Source organism: Paenibacillus sp. SZ31, from assembly GCF_012912005.1.
Classification (GTDB): domain Bacteria; phylum Bacillota; class Bacilli; order Paenibacillales; family Paenibacillaceae; genus Paenibacillus.
Window position 1 is genome coordinate 130321 of the sequence record NZ_JABBEA010000007.1, and the last position, 19405, is coordinate 149725.

Annotated in this window: 19 protein-coding genes; 1 reads left to right on the forward strand and 18 read right to left on the reverse strand. The window is 45.9% G+C overall.

Annotated elements, in window-relative coordinates; translation table 11 throughout:
• Positions 1-5: 5 nt before the first annotated feature.
• The 14 genes from HF638_RS15720 to metH form a co-directional block, all read right to left on the reverse strand.
• On the reverse strand, positions 6-836 hold the full coding sequence (locus HF638_RS15720) for a ParA family protein (RefSeq protein ID WP_169481042.1): 831 nt from the start codon (positions 834-836) through the stop codon (positions 6-8).
• Complete coding sequence (locus tag HF638_RS15725) at positions 833-1546, reverse strand: hypothetical protein (RefSeq protein ID WP_169481043.1); 714 nt, start codon at positions 1544-1546, stop codon at positions 833-835. Before HF638_RS15725 ends, HF638_RS15720 begins: the two co-directional genes overlap by 4 nt.
• A gap of 77 nt (positions 1547-1623) precedes the next feature.
• Positions 1624-2643, reverse strand: coding sequence for an SAF domain-containing protein (locus tag HF638_RS15730; protein ID WP_169481044.1), 1020 nt, complete (start codon positions 2641-2643; stop codon positions 1624-1626).
• Positions 2644-2669: 26 nt separating this feature from the next.
• Positions 2670-4148 carry a serine/threonine protein kinase gene (locus tag HF638_RS15735; protein WP_169481045.1) on the reverse strand — a complete coding sequence of 493 codons (1479 nt, stop codon included), beginning with the start codon at positions 4146-4148 and terminating at the stop codon, positions 2670-2672.
• A 227-nt stretch (positions 4149-4375) separates the two neighbouring features.
• A complete protein-coding gene (locus HF638_RS15740; RefSeq protein WP_169481046.1) occupies positions 4376-5425 on the reverse strand; it encodes an SAM-dependent methyltransferase in 1050 nt (349 codons plus the stop codon).
• Between the two features lie 6 nt (positions 5426-5431).
• On the reverse strand, positions 5432-6205 hold the full coding sequence (locus HF638_RS15745; protein WP_169481161.1) for an ABC transporter ATP-binding protein: 774 nt from the start codon (positions 6203-6205) through the stop codon (positions 5432-5434).
• Between the two features lie 2 nt (positions 6206-6207).
• Entirely contained in the window at positions 6208-6525 is a 318-nt protein-coding gene (locus HF638_RS15750; protein WP_169481047.1) for a thioredoxin family protein, read from the reverse strand.
• Positions 6522-6863: a cyclic-phosphate processing receiver domain-containing protein gene (locus HF638_RS15755; protein ID WP_169481048.1), complete on the reverse strand. Its 342-nt coding sequence runs from the start codon at positions 6861-6863 to the stop codon at positions 6522-6524. The genes HF638_RS15750 and HF638_RS15755 overlap by 4 nt, the downstream gene beginning before the upstream one ends.
• A 19-nt stretch (positions 6864-6882) precedes the next feature.
• Entirely contained in the window at positions 6883-7731 is an 849-nt protein-coding gene (locus tag HF638_RS15760) for a deoxyribonuclease IV (RefSeq protein WP_169481162.1), read from the reverse strand.
• Positions 7721-8542: an Fpg/Nei family DNA glycosylase gene (locus HF638_RS15765; RefSeq protein WP_169481049.1), complete on the reverse strand. Its 822-nt coding sequence runs from the start codon at positions 8540-8542 to the stop codon at positions 7721-7723. Before HF638_RS15765 ends, HF638_RS15760 begins: the two co-directional genes overlap by 11 nt.
• 6 nt (positions 8543-8548) lie before the next feature.
• Positions 8549-9358: a TIGR01457 family HAD-type hydrolase gene (locus HF638_RS15770; protein WP_481856159.1), complete on the reverse strand. Its 810-nt coding sequence runs from the start codon at positions 9356-9358 to the stop codon at positions 8549-8551.
• Positions 9359-9438: 80 nt separating this feature from the next.
• On the reverse strand, positions 9439-9585 hold the full coding sequence (locus HF638_RS15775) for a hypothetical protein (RefSeq protein ID WP_169481051.1): 147 nt from the start codon (positions 9583-9585) through the stop codon (positions 9439-9441).
• A gap of 128 nt (positions 9586-9713) precedes the next feature.
• Entirely contained in the window at positions 9714-10652 is a 939-nt protein-coding gene (gene rnz, locus HF638_RS15780; RefSeq protein ID WP_169481052.1) for a ribonuclease Z, read from the reverse strand.
• 76 nt (positions 10653-10728) lie between these two features.
• Positions 10729-14169, reverse strand: coding sequence for a methionine synthase (metH, locus tag HF638_RS15785; protein ID WP_169481053.1), 3441 nt, complete (start codon positions 14167-14169; stop codon positions 10729-10731).
• Between the two features lie 179 nt (positions 14170-14348).
• Between metH and HF638_RS15790 the strand changes: the two genes are divergently transcribed.
• Entirely contained in the window at positions 14349-14894 is a 546-nt protein-coding gene (locus HF638_RS15790; RefSeq protein WP_169481054.1) for a cupin domain-containing protein, read from the forward strand.
• Between the two features lie 96 nt (positions 14895-14990).
• On the opposite strand, the gene HF638_RS15795 is transcribed toward HF638_RS15790, so the two are convergent.
• From HF638_RS15795 to HF638_RS15810, 4 genes are all read right to left on the reverse strand, one after another.
• Positions 14991-15665, reverse strand: coding sequence for a GntR family transcriptional regulator (locus HF638_RS15795; RefSeq protein WP_169481055.1), 675 nt, complete (start codon positions 15663-15665; stop codon positions 14991-14993).
• 102 nt (positions 15666-15767) lie between these two features.
• The gene (locus tag HF638_RS15800; protein ID WP_169481056.1) at positions 15768-17402 is read right to left on the reverse strand and encodes an ABC transporter substrate-binding protein; all 1635 of its coding nucleotides are present in this window, start codon (positions 17400-17402) and stop codon (positions 15768-15770) included.
• 99 nt (positions 17403-17501) lie between these two features.
• The gene (locus tag HF638_RS15805; RefSeq protein WP_169481057.1) at positions 17502-18374 is read right to left on the reverse strand and encodes a carbohydrate ABC transporter permease; all 873 of its coding nucleotides are present in this window, start codon (positions 18372-18374) and stop codon (positions 17502-17504) included.
• Positions 18375-18386: 12 nt separating this feature from the next.
• Entirely contained in the window at positions 18387-19316 is a 930-nt protein-coding gene (locus HF638_RS15810; RefSeq protein ID WP_481856160.1) for an ABC transporter permease, read from the reverse strand.
• Between the last annotated feature and the right edge of the window lie 89 nt (positions 19317-19405).

Genomic DNA, 19405 nt, shown 5'->3' on the forward strand with positions numbered 1-19405 from the left:
GAGGTTCAGGCTCCCCTTTCCAGCCTCTTCAGAACAGTACGCATGCCTGCGCCGTCCATAATCAGGCGAGCGAGTTCGCTCATGCTTGCACCAAAACTTCCTTTACGAATATCCTTATTCTCGCTCAAACTTTCCAACTGCAAGTACTTAGCGACATCTCGCCGATTCATTGCATCGAGGTATCCGGTTGTGTACGGTATAGCAGATATCGTGCCTTTGTATCTGAACCGGCGCCGAATATTGGAGAGCGTTGCACGGGATTGCGGATCGTATTTGTTAATGACAACATGCATATTCTGTTTGTCCATTCGTTCTGGCAGGATTTCTTCAAAAAACAACTCCAGATTTCGCATATTTTGATCAAGATTAATTACAACATAGTCCGCTTGTTGCAGCTTGAGCTGCGAATCCACACCAGCATGATCCGCATCCAGAAGAACCAGATCATAATACTCGTTAGCTACATTCAGCAGCTTTTTCACAGTCTCACCATGTTCGTGCGGAGAGCTATCCATCTCATTCATGCTTCCGGTCAGGAAATCAAGTCTTTCCTTCAGAAGTGGCTTGGTATAATCCCTGAGATTGTGCTTGTTCAGACTTCCGCTCGAATGCAGCCGTTCAACTGCATCCCAGCCACCCTCCTCGAAGGAGAACACGGAATCTGTGGAATCCGTCTCATTGGATGGCAGAGCAGCTTCTGTACTAGTTCCGACAAGACCTGTATTAACAAGTAACACTCTTGTCCTATAGTGAAGTGCCATTGCATAGGCACTAATTAATGTGCTTGAGGTGCAACCTGTTCCTGCAAAAGGGCTCCAAAAGGTAATGGTGCTCATGCTCTCATCCTCTCTGCTTCTTTCATCGCACGACGGCTGCGAACACTTTCCCAACCTGTTAACTGCTCGACCACACGACACAACGATTTTTTGTAATTTCGTGACAAAGGTCCAAGATGAACTCGGCGATGATGCTCATTCTCAAGCTTAACCGCCGCTGTTAACTCATCCCATGGAAGCACTAAGGATTCTCCTGTCCATACAAACGGGCTACCCTCCAGATAAGCCCACAGATAACGAGCTTCAAGCTTGCAGTCCACCCCGTTAATGAAGAGCCGCTGAAATGAAAGCTCACCAGGCAATGACTGTTCTTCAAGCAACCGCTTCAGCCAGCCCTTGCCTCGTTCCAGATTGTAACGCTCATAATCACTCACCCAGACTCTTACATCGGCGTTCAGCCAGAGATTACGCGAAGCAAAGTGTGAGGTCTCCATGTCATATAACACATAATCATAGCTGTCCAATCGCTCTCCATTTACTTCAAGATGATTCTCTACAGCTGCTGAAGTGACAAAATGACAAGCAATATCAAAACCTTCAAATTCCGTAATTCGCAAAGACTGCTGACTGTCCCCTACACCGTACCCGTACTTCTGTTGTAAGGTTCCATCTACGAGCAAGACCTTATTGCCTGTCGAGGCCAATATCTTGCAAAGATACAGCATCAGATCATTCTTCTCACATAAACCTGCAAAGATCCATGTATGCATAGATGTCATAACTCCCTTCTATTTCTTTAAACCTTTGTTATCTGAATTATCTTAATATGAAAACCTCAGATTGATCTCTACTCTCCACCCGTTAGCAGGCTCTGTTGTTCTGTTTGTGAAGCTGCAGCAGGATCATTCACGCTTCCAGAATTAGCTCCAGCTCCGTTTCCTGAACCATCATTCCACATCACACCATCCGATGTTGCCGAATTATTCGCTGATGGACGACTGTTATAGGTCACTGAGGATTGTGCCACATCCTGTTCAACCCCTTTTGACGGTGCTGTCATGGAAGCGGCCAGTGAACTTTCAAGCGAACTTCGCACCTGTCTGGATAACTCCTGTTCGGCTCGTCGAACAATATTCGGATCACTCTCCAGCAGTTTTAACACTTCTGAATTGGCAGGATACGTCGCAATTGCAGGTGTCTGAAACTGTGGTTCTACATAGGTTAAGGCATAGATTGAAGCTTTATGTAAATAGGCATCTACAATTGCACTTGAGAGTGACAGAATCTCTTCCTCTGTCATCGTAATCCATAAGGTAGCTGCATTGATTCGTTCCACTTTCTTCTTCGATAAGAGAACATAATCCTGTCCTGTGGGGAACTGGATACGAACATCAATAATATCTCCCTTTACGAGTGAGGATGGCAGTAGTACAACTTGCAGCTCTCGATTTCTTAAGTCGGGTGGAGCCGGTGTATCCTCGTACACCATTTCGGTGGTAATCGCTGTTCCCTTTTTCAACTCTATTTTAGCCACTTGGCCTTCCATCTGCTTGGTACTGGACCAGAGATTTCGGGGCGCCTGTGCATCCGGGACTGCAATGAGCTTCAGATCCTCAGGCAATATCGGTTCACCTGCTTCTACATCCCGAATGGTAACCCAGCCTTGTGCCCCCGAATTCCATTGTTGCTTTAATTCAGCTTCCTTTTCCTCATATACCGATAAATAACGGGCTTCTACAGCTGACCTGACATCACCCATCGTTTTGACATTGTAAATAACATATCCTCCGAACACCAACCCTACAGCTCCTGCTCCGATAAGCCCAGCATAGATCAGTTGACGGCTTTGTTTTCTTAATTTAGACAAAAGAGGCTCTCCTTCCGTAATCTCCTCTAATCATGTACTTTCCTTCGTGAAAAGAACGAACGTTTCTTGGGTTGCTGTGCCATCATATGCGTTAAAATATGAGAAAACACTTTATCCATCTGTGCATCCTTGTCAAACGGGTCAATATGTAACGGCAGCCCATATACACTCGATGTATCCAGAGCTTTACGAATGCGCTGAACTGCTTCAGTTGCTGCCAGGGGCAAACAATATATCCATTTCTCTCGTGGATACCGATGATGTGATCGAACAAAAGCGCCAATCTCCGCCTGTCTCCATTCGGCACCTGAGCCTATGACAATGGGCAGATCTGCACGCAGAAATTCTTCCAGACGGTTCTGGTCTTGACCACTACCGAGGTCCATCACAATGAATTGATAGCTCCCCCCAAGCAAAGACAAAATATCCGCTCGCCCGGACTGTTTCCAATAATGCACACCATCCACAGCAAACTGTCTGCCTGCCGGCACCGGTTTACCCGCTTGAGCGATTTGTTGAATCCTTGCAAAGGATTGAGAGCGAGGTGACATTTCAATCACAGCTACTTTGAAGTTTTGCCTTTCGAGATAATGACTGATAGCTATAGCCGTATGGGTAACCCCTACACCTGATGAAGCACCAGTCAGGGCAATAACTCTTGTTCCCCCATTCAAGGTCATCGTTGTATCTCCACCGGGCATTGTTCCGCCGGGTATTCGGAGCAGTTCCTTCCTTACCTCATCGGCAGATTGGAATCGCTCTTCGGCATTATACCTTAACAGTCTTCTCGCCACAGGGATGTATGTCCGTGGAACATCGCTCCGGATAGAACTTTCCACACCTTGAATCCATTCCGTATACGCCCCACTTGTCATAAGATAGAGCAGCAATGCTCCGAGTCCATATAGATCCGAACGAGCATCGGTCTGACCTGAGCCATATTGTTCAGGTGCAGCGAAGCCAGCGGTTCCCAACTTAACGGTATCTTCAGCACTTTGCGGTTTGTAACTTCTGGCGATGCCAAAATCGATTAATCTTACTTCATGTTCCGGGGTGATCATGATATTTGATGGTTTCAGATCCCTATAGATAACAGGTGGATTCAGATTATGCAGATAACTCAACACATCCAGTAATTGAAGCACCAGCTCCGTTAACTGCTCCATCGGGATCTTCCCGCGGCACTGCTTGAAATACTCACTGAGCGTTAACCCTTCGATGTATTCCATCACCAAGTACGTGTACCCCTCTTCATCCGGTACAAAAAAATCAACGATCTGCGGTAATCTTGGATGGCGAAGGGATGTCAGTAGAGCCGCCTCCGACTCCATGCTGCCTTCATATGGCATAGCTGTTACGCTTTCTTTAATTGCCCATATCTTGCCCGGCAACTTCAAGTCCTCCGCCTCGTATACATGGCTCATTCCGCCTGTACCCAGAATGGATACGATACGATATCTCCCTCCCAGCAGGCTTCCACGTTCCAGCCTGGCCGGATGTCTCATATCAATTCCTCCTTCAATACACAACAAAAAAGGGAAAGCCTCACCGAAGAAGAACAGACCGGATATCCGGTTTCGTTCACTTCGGGATGCTTTCCCTCAGGTTTGTTATGGTTAATATTGGTATCATTATAGTACAGGCAGGAATAGATTGTAAAGCACAATATTTAATGGGCTTAATCAAATCAATTTCATAATACCTTTAGCTGCTTTAATCAAGGCTAGATCTCTTAATATTTGACCATATAAAGTGTAATCTCTTCCCGATTATGGAACAACTGCTTGGAACGTTGAATCTGCATCCGTGAACGCTCAAACGTATCAATCACATCTTTAATGAGCGCGAGCGGTTTTTTATGCAATAACTTCACGGTAACGATGGCTGTTCCTCCGGGCTGAAGGCTATATAGAAGATCCGATACAAGTCGGCTCATCAGCTTCGGACTCCAACTCATATCACATACGAGCAGATCGAATTCTCCTTCGCGGAAACGAACATCCCCTGCATTCTTTTTCAAGAAAGTCAGTTTTGGTGATGCCAGCAGCGTCGCATCCATCTTCGCCGGATCTACCGCCGTTACTTCAAGCCCGCGTTCAAGCAGGAATGAGGTCCATCCACCTGGTGCTGCACCGATATCGAGTGCTTTATGGAATGAAGTAAAGTCAATACCAAACGTTTGCTCGGCTTCAAGCAATTTGAATTTGGCCCGCGAGATCTGTCCGTCTTCTTTTTGAAAACGTACGGCTCCCCCGCTCCAGTCTGACAGATTCTGTTCAGGTCTGGACACGCCAGCATACAACATATCATTTGCAGCAAATACGGAAATGACATAATCAGCATCACGTACAACCCATTCACAGCCTAGCTCATCCAGCTTTTCTGTCAGCAATTGCTTCAATGAGGCCGCATTTTCTTGCCAAAAAGACCCTTCTGTCTTCCGTACCTGCAGCACGACAGGGGTACCTGTCAGTTCTTTATGATTCAGCACGAATGCAATCAATTTCTCGATAGACTGTTCCGAATCTTCTGTATTCTCCTGAAACTGAACAGGTTGAATATGACGTAAAAACGTTGGATACTCTGCCCACAGCTTACCTGCAACTTCTTCCTCCGCTACAGGCAGACCCGCAAGCAAAATTTCTCCTGGTACGAGTACCGTGCTCTTCACCGCACCAAACGTACGGCGCAATTCTTCCTGAGCATAAGGGGCAAAGCCGTGATTGGCTGTGCAGATAAAACGGGAGAAGTTGCCTTCTTCCCAAGACGATTGTGTACTCAAATTGTGTTACCCTCCAGAACGCACGCGTATCCACGGACGACCGTCATCCCACTGGATATCGACCGGGACATCGTACGTATGCTTAATTGTATCTTGTGTCAAAACTTCATGTTTGGGGCCTGCCGCAGCAATACGTCCATCGCGGATCAAGGCCACATGCGTAAATAAAGGTACGATCTCTTCAACATGATGTGTCACATACACAACTGTAATGTTACGCTGGCGCAGACGATCAATCTCAGCCAGCATTTTCTCACGTTCATATAAGTCTAGCCCGGCACAAGGCTCGTCCATAATCAGCAATTTTGGCTCAGCCATTAATGAACGAGCGAGCATGACTTTTTTGCGCTCTCCTTGGGATAACGTACCCAGCGAGTTGTTGGCAAGGTTGGCAAAGCCCATATCATCCAGCAAACTCATTGCCTTTGCTTTTACTTCATCAGGAATCGTCTGATAAAAACGCAAAAAAGCATACGCTCCTGTAGCGACGACTTCCCATACCGGATCTCTGGGTGTTAGTTTCTCAATCAACGTTTGGCTGATATAACCGATTTCCTTACGTACTTCCCTGACGTCACATTGTCCATACAGATTACCCAGTACTTCAATGCGTCCCTGGCTTGGAAACATATATCCGTTCATCATTTCCAGCAACGTTGTTTTGCCAGAACCATTCCGACCCAGAATAACCCAATGTTCGCCTTGTTCGATGCGCAAATGTACATTATCTAAAATCTGATTCTCTTCTCGTCTAAGTGAGACATGTTCCATCGAAATTATACTCATTTCAGCACCACCTTCCGGATCTCAGAGAGCAAGTGCTCTACAGAGCTCATCCGATAAACCATTTTTGGAACATCTTGCTGACCATCAAACAGCATCACCGCTGGCACGCTTGAAATTTGAAATTGTTGTACAAGTTCAGGAATGTCATGAATGTTCATTTCGGATAAAATACCTTCTGGCAGCATGTGCTCAACGACCTCCAACATACGCCGGGCTGCCGCACATGTCCCGCATAAAGGGGTATATATAAATACAGCCTGTGGCATGCCTTCCCATACGCCGCGCATTAACATTTTGGATGTAATGGGCTTCATTGACTTTCTTCTCCCGCGGCAACACGCAGCATGACCTCACCCGTCATTGGTCCATTATGAATGGTTACCGAATCGGGTTTATTGCTATATAACATCTCGTACATCTGGCGTTTCCCAAACATACTGGACGTATGCAAATAGATTTCGCGCGGAAACAGCCCTTCTCGTACAATGGATGCCGCAACCTCACCCCCATTGGGCGAATCCGGACCAAGCTCATAATCCAGCGACAAAATGTCCACGTCACCTTCTCTTAGCAGCATCAGGCACTCTTCTGCATTCGTTGCCAGAACAAATCCTTTCGGACACGCCCGATAGTCATCCAAAAAAACATGCATACAATCGCTCCTCTCCCCATTATAGCCAGGAACGCATGAGCGCTATATCATCATGGTGCGTTCCATCTTCGCCCGTTTCTGTCTCGAGCACAACAACCGCTTTTTGGAACTCAGGCGCAGTTAACAATGCTTTCATTGATTCATTTCCGATATACCCCTGTCCGATCCTCGCATGTCTATCCTTACACGAACCGGATGCATATTTGGAATCATTAAAATGTACAGCAGCAACCTCATCCCAGTATCCGAGTATCCTGCCCTTATCGAGCATCGCCGCTTCGTTGCCTGACGACCACATACCTGAAGCAAAAGCATGGCATGTGTCAAAACAAAAAGCAATATGCTCCGGATATCGGCTTAATTTGCGAATCTGTATCATTTCTTCCATTGTCGTGCCCATGGGGCCATGATCACCTGCCTGATTTTCAAGCAAAACTTTCGAATGACCATGCCAATTCTCCAAGGCGGTATCCAGACAATGAATGAGGTTCTGATAGCCCTCCAGCGGATCGCTCGTTTTGATATGTCCAAAATGGACAACCGTCCCGACAGAACCGCAAGCATTCGAAATTTCAAGATCATTGCGAATAGAAGCTATTGTAGCATGAAAGCCCGCCTCTCCACGGGTCATGCCCAACGCCGGATTCGTGAGATAGGGTGAATGTGCAATCGAAGCAAGTCCCTGCTGTTCACACCAATCCCTGCACTGCTCAGCATCCTTAAGATCCAGACTTTTCAGACCAAGACTACGCGGGTTCTTCGGAAAATACTGAAACGCCGTTGCCCCCATCTCATTCGCTCTCTTGGCTGCCTGAAGAAATCCGCCTCTGGTGCTGACATGTGCCCCGATTCCGTTTTTAGGCCTCATGCTGGCATTTCGGACAGAAGAACGCCTTCTTGCCCGTAATTTCCACTCGTTCAATCGTTCCCCCGCAGCGCGGACAATTCTCGCCTTCCCGATCGTATACGCGACACTGCTCGTCAAAGCTTCCTGTCTTCGTATCCCCTTGCATCAGCGGCATTTCCATATAACCACCCTCAGAAGCTGCTTCGCGCAACACGGACTGCATCGAATGGAACAAGCGCTCCGTCAGCTCTGGTGAAGTCGCGATGTTCTGCGTTTTGGAGCTTGGTCTCAGACCAGCAGCAAAGGCAATCTCATCCGAATAACAGTTGCCGATCCCCGCAATAATATGCTGGTTCACCAACGTTGTCTTGAGCGTACCCCGACGACCCTTCAATAGGGAAGCAAACCGTTCCACGTTCATCCGTCGATCCAAAGGTTCAGGTCCAAGATCAGACATCGCCTCTTCAGTTTCTTTCGAAGTAAGCAGATGTAAATATCCCAAGCGCAGACCGATAAAGAATAAAATGTGGTCCCCAAACTGGATTTCCACCTGTGTGGAACGATCAGGACGTTCCTCTTCCGTGCCCCAGAAAATCATACCACCCAACATGAGGTGCAGCACCAGGCGTTTACCATTAGCCAAGTGGAAAATCAGATGCTTCGCTCGGCGCTCAACAAATATGATGCGATTACCTGTAAGTTCATTGATGAATAGATCAGGCTCCGTATTTATCGTTTTATCGCGGTTAATTACCACACCTGTAATCAGTAGATCAAGTATTTTCTCGGACAGCAAGGTCCGGTAATTTTCCATTTCCGGTAGTTCCGGCATCGTACATTACCCCTTTTTGGAAGCTTGGTCTGCCTCTTGCGACAGCCACTCCATCAATTTATGCAAATCTTCAAACACATGATCAGGTCGAGCCTTCGCTGCTTGAATGTGTCCATCCATATTATCCCGTGTTGTCACACCGGTAAGTACCAACAGCGTCTCACACCCTGCTGCCACTCCAGCTGCAATATCGGTTCGCATATTATCTCCGATCACTGCCACTTCATGAGACGCCAGGTTTAGCCGGCTAATGGCTGACTTCATTATAACACTCGATGGCTTGCCTATAACTGTAGGATGAACTCCGGTCGCGGCTTCAATTGCTGCTCCAATAGTCCCCGCCCCAGGTGTCAGTCCATCATCGGAAGGAAGCTGCAGATCCGGGTTGGTCATGATGAATTTTGATCCAGCATTAATCCACCTTAACGCCTTAGTCAGTTTATGATAGGAAAATTCACGGTCAATCCCCTGTATCACGTAATCTGGTGCATCGTCTGTCAGCTGTAATCCAGCTTCTTCTATGGCTTGCAGCAGTCCTGCTTCTCCAATACATGCCACTTTTGCACCCGGGGACTCTTCAGCAACGTATTCAGCAGCAGCCACAGCAGAAGTACATACCTGTGACGCGTCGGCAGGTATCCCCATCCCGTTCAGATGATCTGCCACGCCTTGTGGTGTACGGGATGAATTATTCGTTACGAATAAATACGGCTTTCCTAGCTCCTGCAGTGTTCGAATAAGCTGATCGGCTCCTTCGATACGATGTCTGCCATGATAGAGCGTACCATCCAAGTCAATCAGATAGGCCTTAATCACACACAGCACTTCCTTTCTTAATTCCATTAACTTTTCATAACCTTAATTATTTACCTTGTACTTAACGCGAACCTATGTATTCAGGCAAAAAACAACGGCTTGCTGACATCTGCACACAACAAGTCGAACCGGATCGAACACCGACGGTTTAACTCGCGCGTCTTCTGTACAAGCTTGTCATTTCCTGCGCTTTCCCGGAAAATAATTTGAATCATTTCCCTCTTCATATTGCCCATCCTACACGCTTTCTGACCAGATTGCAAAAGGGACCGCGGGAGTTCCTCTCCCTCAGTCCCGTGCAATTACCCGGTTCTTCATGTGGCGTGTTTAGCCGTGCACTGGTTCGCATTCATCGTTAAGATTCTTGCTTGCGATGCACAACAGGAATAAGCTGATGTTCGTTTGCAAGTCTGGTATTCGGGAATACGGACTGTGCCTCTTCCAAAAGTGGCTGCAGTTGATCTTCGTCTTTATAACGTGAGCTGAAGTGAGTCATAATCAATTGCCCAACATTCGCCGCTCTAGCCGCTTCTGCCGCTTGTTTTGAAGTACTATGATAGTACTCGTGCGCTGTATCGGCCAGATCATGCATGAATGTAGCTTCATGCACAAGCACATCTGCATCTATGGAAAGAGGCTGTACATTGTCACATGGACGTGTATCACCCAATATGGTGATCACCATGCCGCGTTTTGGCACTCCCAATACATCTTCTGGACGAAGCGTCTGACCGTCATCCAGCGTGATGGTTTCTCCACGTTTCAGTCGGCCGAACAATGGGCCGGGTTTCAAACCATATTCCGCCATTTTGGCTGGGTCCAGGCTGCCTGGACGATCTTTTTCCGTAATCCGGTATCCATAGCTGTCAATCCGATGCTCAAGCAAAGCAGCTTCCACGATAAAACTGTCATCTTCGAATAGGACGCCGCCCGTATGTTCCACGATATTCAAATCATAGTTCACCCGGGATTGACTAAGCTCCATCGTTGTACTAATCATTCGATCCGTACCTGGCGGACCATATACCGTTAATGGTGTGGTGCCACCTTGATAGGCTCTGCTCGAAAGCAGCCCTGGAAGACCAAATACATGATCACCATGCAGGTGAGTAATGAATATTTTCTCCAATTTGCTTAGTTTAAGCGGAGAACTTAAAATCTGGTGCTGCGTTCCTTCCCCGCAGTCAAACAACCACAAAGCTCTGCGCTCATCCAACATGCGTAGCCCAATGGAAGTTACATTCCGTTGAAGCGTAGGTACACCAGCATTAGTTCCCAGGAAATATAGTTCCATTCTGGATCGCACCTCTTTCTGTTGCCAGCAAAAAACCTCCGACAATGCGGAGGGCTTTGCCTGACACTCTACTGATTTATGCCTTTTCTACGTTAAAATACTTGGCTTGCGGATGGCTGAATACCATCGCTGATACGGATGCTTCAGGTTCCATCATGAAACCTTCCGTCAATTCCACACCGATATCCTCAGGCTGCAGCAACTTGAACAACGGCCCTTGATCTTCCAAATCCGGACAAGCCGGATATCCAAAGGATACCCTGATCCCCTGATAGCGTGCACCGTGACGTTGCTTCATGGTCATCTGGGCAGAATCAGGGAATCCCCAGATATCTCTCATCATATGATGCACACGCTCAGCTAATCCCTCTGCTACTTCGAGTGCTACGGATTGCAGAGCATGCGAACGAAGGTAATCCCCTTGATCTTTCCACGCTGTGGATAGTTCACGCACACCATGTCCGGCAGTAACAACCATGAAACCAACGTAATCCATCTGACCGGATTCAACAGGCTTCAGGAAGTCGGACAGGCATAGGAACGGCTCGACTTTTTGACGTGGGAACGTAAATGTATGCAAAATATTACTGGTATCCTTTGGATCATAAATAATGACGCTGTTACCACTGGACTGAGCCGGGAAGAAACGATATATGGCATGCGCCTGAATTATCCCGTCACGAACAGCTTCTTGCATAATATCATCCACGACTGCTTTTAGGTCGGTAGCCTTCTTGTCTCCTGAAGCAAGCAGTTGTTCTACTGAACCGCGCAACCCCAGATGATGTCCAAGCAACATCTGCATGTTAACGTATGGCAGGATATGTGATAACGGATAGTTGCGCATCGTATGCCGCTCCAGATCAGGCGGGACAAGTACCGGATGATCTACAGCGATATCCGAACGCTCCACTCGCGTAAGCTCAGGAAGAGCCTGAACAGCTACAGCACCTGAAGCATCAGCTTCTTTTTCAGCTTCCATCTCCAGTTGCATCACTTCACGTGTAACGGGATTCATCAATTTGTTCGCCAGATCCAGACCATCCATCGCATCTTTGGCATATACAACCATTCCGTTATATTCAGGACGGATACGATTTTTGGTGAATTTACGTGTCAACGCCGCTCCGCCAACCATAATAGGCACATCAATACCTGCTGTTCGCAAATCCTGAGCGGTAAGAATCATCTGTTGCGCTGATTTTACCAATAGACCCGAGAGGCCGATCGCATCGACTTTTTCTTCTCGGTATGCCTCAATGATACGTTCTGGTGGTACTTTTATACCCAAATTAATGATACGGTAACCGTTATTGGACAGGATGATCTCTACCAGGTTCTTACCGATGTCATGCACATCGCCCTTGACCGTGGCCAGAATGATCTTGCCTTTAACCGAAGTTTCGTTCTTCTCCATGAACTGCTCCAGATATGCTACAGAAGCCTTCATGACTTCCGCACTCTGTAACACCTCAGCTACAATCAACTCATTGTTGTTGAAAAGACGACCTACTTCCTCCATACCCCGCATCAGTGGACCGTTAATCACTTGAAGTGCTGTGTATTTGGCAAGTGCCTGTTCGAGATCCGGCAGCAATCCTTCTTTGCTTCCTTCCACAACATATGAAGCGAGACGCTCTTCTAATGAAAGGTTCGAGATTTTTTCCTTCTTCTCAACCTTCTTGTTACGGAACGCCGCTACGAACGCCGCCAGTGTTTCATCATTCGTGTTATATAAAAGCTCTTCCGAGAGTCTGCGTTCTTCTTCCGGAATGGACGCATAACGCTCCAGTTTCTCTGTGTTTACGATGGCATAGTCGAGACCAGCTTTGGTACATTCATACAAAAATACAGAGTTCAGCACTTCACGGCCTGCTTCAGGCAGTCCGAATGAAATGTTACTGATCCCGAGTATCGTATGACATTCTGGCATCGCTTCCTTGATCACTCTTATACCTTCAATGGTTTCTTTGGCTGAACCGATGTACTGTTCATCTCCCGTACCTACCGGGAACACCAACGTATCGAAAATGAGGTCTTCTGGTTTGAGTCCATACTTGTTCACCAGCAGATCGTAAGAGCGCTTGGCTACGTCCAGCTTGTCCTCCCGGCTAATCGCCTGACCCCGTTCATCAATCGTTCCGACGACAACTGCACCACCGTACTTATGAAGTAACGGCGTGATCAGCTCAAATTTCTCTTCGCCATCCTCAAGGTTAATGGAGTTAATTATCGCCTTACCTTGAGAGTACTGGAGGGCCAGATCGATTACGGAAGCATCTGTCGTATCGATCATGAGTGGTACTTTTACTTTTTTCACAACCAGTTCAAGGAACTTCACCATGTCTTCAGACTCTTCACGGTCCGGGTCTTGTACACACACATCGACAATGTGCGCTCCATTTTTCACTTGAGCACGGGCAATTTCCGAAGCTTCTTCGTATTTACCTTCTACAATAAGCCGCTTGAATTTTCGTGATCCCAGCACGTTCGTACGCTCACCAACCATGTATGGACGATTGTCCTGTTCGATATAGATTGGTTCTATACCAGACAATGCAGGTGGATGTGTTCCGTTCATTTCTCTTGGGGGGTACTGGGCAAGTGTGTCGCGCATAGCCCGAATATGTGCAGGGGTTGTCCCGCAACATCCACCAGCAATATTCAACCAGCCCTGTTCGGCAAAAGCACCAATTTTCTGAGCCAGAGAGTCTGGTGACTCATGGTAATTACCGTTCTCATCGGGTAGACCCGCGTTCGGGTAACAACTAACGGCAACCGATGCCATTCCGGAAAGCGAGCGAATGTGATCACGCATGAACTCCGGACCTGTAGCACAGTTTAGTCCTACCGAAATTGGGTTAAGGTGTTCTAAGGATATATAAAAGGATTCGATGTTCTGACCCGCAAGGGTCGTTCCCATCGGTTCTATCGTTCCTGAAATCATCAGGGGCAGTGTAACACCGCTCTGTTCAAAGGCCTGCTGGATTCCGATACTGCCTGCTTTTACATTGAGGGTATCCTGAGAGGTTTCAAGCAGTAGCGCATCAACGCCTCCCTCTATTAAAGCAAGCGCTTGCTCCAAATAACTGTCGATAAGTTCCTGGAACGTTACACCACCAGTAACAGACAGAGTTTTGGTTGTTGGTCCCATTGCACCTACCACATAACGTGGAGATTCCGGTGTAGAGAAACGATCAACCGCGGCTTTCGCAATTCTGGCTGCTTCCAGGTTGATCTCGCGTGCCCGATCCTGAATATCGTATTCAGCAAGCACGACAGATGTCGCACCAAATGTGTTGGTTTCAATTAAATCGGCGCCGGCCTCCAGATATTCTTCATGAATGCGCTGGATTATCTCTGGACGAGTAAGTACTAACATTTCATTACATCCATCCAGATCTTCGCCGCCAAAATCTTCACCAGTCAGATCAACTTGTTGAATCATGGTCCCCATTGCACCGTCGAGGATTAATATTCGTTGTTTTAATGCATCGTGTAGACTAATCTTATCCAATATCTTCACCCCCGCAAAACGTTAAATCTTAGTTTAACAGAAACTAACTTAATGTGAAAGATCGGGTTTGCTCCCGAAAGATGGCGGGTTTGCTCGAATATGAACGGAATTTGAGAATCGACAAAAACAGAGCAATCCGATATAATTCAATTAAACCAAGTGGAAAAGAGGGAAAGAACATGGCTGAAATTGTAATCCGAAATACGAACGAACGCATCACTGGTGACGAAAACGTTCGAAATTTCTTGAACAAATACGAAGTATTATATGAGAAGTGGGACGCATCCAAACTGAACACGGATCTGCAAAATAACTTTGGATTGACTGATGATCAGAAAGCCGAAGTTTTAGAAACTTACGATTATGAAATTAGAGATTTGGCTGCACGTCGCGGATACCAGATCTGGGATGTCATCACGCTGTCCGAACAAACTCCAGATATTGAAGAAAAGCTGGCCAAGTTCGAAGAGATCCACACCCACGCTGAAGATGAGATTCGTGCGATTGTCGCTGGTAAAGGAATCTTTGTGATCAAATCTACAGATGATGTGGGCTACTTTAATGTAGAACTGTCTCCTGGGGACGTCATCTCTGTACCTGAGAATACACCCCACTTCTTTACTTTAATGGAAAACAAACAAATTATTGCTGTACGTCTGTTCATCGAAAAAGATGGCTGGATTGCAGATCCATACCCTGATCCTACATTTATCAAACAAGCCTAACACTCTCGTGTGACGACTTGCTTAACCAAAACCCCTGTTCAATTGAACAGGGGTTTTCGCATATCCATATGGAGAGTATCATACAACATCGGTGCATTATATAAAATAATGCGGGTATTTCGCTTTTATCGATTCCTGTTCAATAACAACCAGTCTGAGATGAGCTTCCATCACCTGAACCGCTTGCTCCGTCTTACGCTCTGTGATAAGTCGATAAATCTCTTTGTGTTGTGAGATAATGACCTCCAGGTTGGAGTCTTCCGCTAGACGTAATAAACGTAACCGATTAAAAGGGATGTTCAATTGTTGCAACATTTTCCACGTTCGCAGCTTACCTGTGCCCTGAAATAAAATCTGGTGAAACTCTTCATCCAGTTCAAACAGTCGATAGAAATTGTTTTTCCCTATACATACTTCCTGCATTGCAATGTTGGTTTCGAGTCTGAATCTGAACTCTTCAGGAAAAGAAGCGCAAGCCAATGTCACGATTTCCTTCTCCAACTTTTCCCGCATGAACCTGCCTTCTTCCACATGCTCCAGATTGATATGAGAGACTATTGTTCCACTCTGTGGAATAATGTCCAACAGTTCTTCTTCAGCAAGTTTCATGAATGCTTCTCGCACGGGTGTTCTGCTCACCTGCAGTTCATCTGCAATCTCTTTCTCTGAAATCTTGGTACCAGGCTTAAGTTCCAGATGAAGAATTCGTTCTTTTAACAGATTATATGAATATGCTCTGGTCGAGCCTCTTATTTTTTGATTAAGTGACATGCCTAGACCTCTTTCTCTCAGCCGTATTCATTTATCTTAGCACAAATTACCGTTCCACTTAAATATCGGAGTGAAACGGTAATTCGAACAGCATTAGCTTTGTTATTGCTTATTTTCTTTGTAGGCTTTGTACGTGTCATTTGCCAGCTTCAGATAATTGGATAGACCTTGACTGTCCAGCTCTTTGGCAAACGTATCGAATTCAGACAAGTCCCGCTCACCCAATATAAATTTAAGTGTATTTTGGTCAGAGTAGTCTTTCAGTGGTGTACTCAGAAGTGTTACCCGTTCACGATCCTCGGAAGAGTATGGGATAGGCGGTTCTGCCGGGATAACTTCCTTGGTATCCTTCATGTCTTGCTGGAATTTCAACTCTTCTTCACTAAACATCGATTGCAACAGATCTGTAGTACCGCCGTAGGCAAACACGCCACCAGAGAAGCCAAAGTCAATTCTCAGATCCTTCGTACCTTTCGGATTCAAGCCATTGTAGTTTACGTCTTCTACCAATTTACGTGTTCCACCCTCTTTGGTAAATGTTTCGCCTTCTACACCCCACTTGGCAAACTCTTGACCTTCATCACTGTAATATAACCAATCAACAAATTGCATAATGGCTTTGAAATTTTCGCTTTTTTGAATTTTCCCGGATATCATGACACCGTTTTCAAGTCTGGACCCGGACATCAGCTGGCCTTTTGGCCCACCAGGTACTGTAATCTTCGCAACAGAGAATTCACCCTCTCCGAGCGTTTTGTTCATATCATTTCTGTGCAATACAACGGTCTGGGAATTACCGTTAATCATGAAAGATTTGCCGGATACAAATTTCTGTACAGCCTGATCATCATCCTGCGTGAAGCTCTCCTTATCGAGCAACCCTTCGGATACCAACTTGTTAAAGTACGTTAGCATTTCCTTATACTCTGGTGTAGTAGCCGTGTAAACGAATTGATCCTGATCTTCCTTATACGTCAATCCGTTACCAAATCCCCATCCACCCTTAGTTCCAAAGCCGGTAGCAGCGATGTTCAACGTACTATTGAATTGGAAACGGTCCGAAAAAGGAACGGAATCCGGATAGATTTCTTTCAATTTCTTCGCTGCATCATACAATTCGTCCCATGTGGTTGGGATGGCAATGTTATTTTCTTCAAAAACATCCGTTCTTACGAGTAATGTGTAATCTGGCCATACTTCTTCATGCAGACCCGGAAGTACATAGTACTTTCCATCTTCCTGTCGAAGTCCTTCAAGTTCATCTTCCAATCCCCATTTTTCCACTTTATCCTTGAAGTTCGGCATCAAATCAATGTAATCGCTAATCGGTAAGATCGCACCGGAAGATACAAATGCAGACTCTTCACCAGGATACGTTTTAGGAATAACCAGTGGTGCATCGCCGGAACTAATTAACAAAGATCTCTTCTGAGAGTAATCGCTCATCGGTACAATCGTTGGCTCAAGTGTTACACCCGTCAGTTCGGTGATTTTATCAAAAAGTAACCAGTCTTTTTTATATGGATAACTAGGTTGATCACTATAGAGTATGGAGAGATTAAATGGCTCTGTCGCTTTAAATGTATCTCCCACATTGTACGTCTCCATCGCTGCATTGGTCTGAACTTCTGTGACGTCACCTCCAGTTCCAGTGCCGCTGCTACATGCTGCCAGAACGACGGTCATCATTGTTGCCAAAACCATTTTACCGACAAACTTACGTGGCTTTTGATTCATTTAGGTTATCCCCCTGAATTTGGTTTAGGTTGACCTTGCCTTTAAACTGTTAAACAACCTCTAAAAGTTAATCACGTGAATTTTTCTAGCTTCTACGTATTACTGCTTAACAGATCCCAACATGATACCGGTTACAAAGTATCTCTGCACAAATGGATAGATGGTGAGTATCGGCAAGATGGTTAATACCATCGTTACTGACTTAATATTGGCAGCAATCTGTGTCAGGTTATCAGCTGAGGTTGCACCGGCAGATGCTCCACTCGTTGCTCCTGCAATCATATTGCGCAAATAAATGGTGACCGGAAACAGTTCTTTTTTGTCCAAATACAGAAAGGCTGGAAACCAGGAATTCCAATGGCCCACTGCGTAGAACAGCACCATGGTTGCCATAACTGCTTTACTAAGTGGCAATATAATGCGTAATAAGATCCCGTAGGTATTCAAACCATCAATGGAGGCAGCTTCCTCCAGTTCTTCAGGCATATTTTCAAAAAATGACTTCATGATCAGCATGTTGTATATGCTTATTGCGCCAGGAACCACAAGTGCCCACATGGTGTTATTGAATCCAAGGGAATTAATCAAGACATAGTTTGGAATCAATCCACCACTGAAGAACATCGTGAACACGGCGAACATCGTCAGAAACTTGCGGCCCATTAACCTCTTTTTGGATATGGCATAGGCGAAAATAGTCGTCATGAACATGGAGATTAACGTACCTACCACGGTGTAAATAATCGTATTTTTATAATTAGTCCAGAACATGCTGTCACGTGAGATGGTCTTGTATGTCTCCACATTAAATCCTCTTGGGAACAAACTTACCTTGCCCGAATTGATATAGGACTCACTACTGAAAGATTGTGCTACGACATTTAAGAATGGATAGAGCGTTATAAATACCACAAACAGCAGAAAGATGACATTGAATACTTTAAATACCTTGTAAGATCTGGATTCCTGCATGGTGCTCCTCCTTTACCATAAGCTTCTTTGTGTCAGTCTGCGTGAAATGGCATTTACGGAGAACACCAGAATCAGACCGATTAGCGATTCGAACAAGCCGATTGCGGTAGCATAACTGAAGTTACTGGATTCCAGTCCGACCCGATACAGGTAAGTGGAGATCACATCAGATGTCTCGTAGATAAGTGGATTGTACAAGAGTAAGATTTTTTCAAATCCAACAGCCAGGAAATTACCCATGTTCAATATTAACAACGTAACAATCGTTGGCAAGATACCTGGAATCGTTACGTGAATCGTCTGCTTCCAGCGGTTGGCACCATCAATACGAGCTGCTTCATACAAAGATTCATCAATGGTTGTCAGTGCAGCCAGATACAGAATCGCTCCCCAACCCATACCCTGCCATACTTCTGACGTGATGTAGATTGTTCTGAACCACTCAGCCCGCTGCATAAAAGGAATACTGTCTCCGGTGAAGAAAGCCACCAGTCCATTAATGGAGCCATTCACTGCTGTCAGCTGCAGGATCATGCCCGCAACGATAACGATGGACAGAAAATGAGGCAGATAAGACGCGGTTTGTACAAACTTCTTGAAACGTTTACTCTTCACTTCGTTAAGCATTAAGGCAAAAATGATGGGAACCGGGAATGTAAAGAGCAACGCGAGGCCGCCCAACATCAGCGTATTACCGAATACTCTCCAGAAGGTAGGGTCTTCAATGAACATTTTGAAGTACCTTAATCCAACCCATGTTTCTCCAAATATACTGCCCCCTGGAACAAAACGTCTAAACGCAATCACATTACCAATCATCGGTCCATATTTGAAAATAATGAGGTAGATGATAGGAAGGATTAATAGTGAATACAGTTGCCAGTCTTTGCGGAACAAGGTTGCTGCCGTTCGTAATCTGCTCTCTTTACGTAAAGATGTCATGGTTAGTGTTGTTTTAGCGGTTTCCGACTCCATGTGTTTTCACTCCGATCCAGGACTTGATAGGTAAAGACGAATTCATGTACAACTCC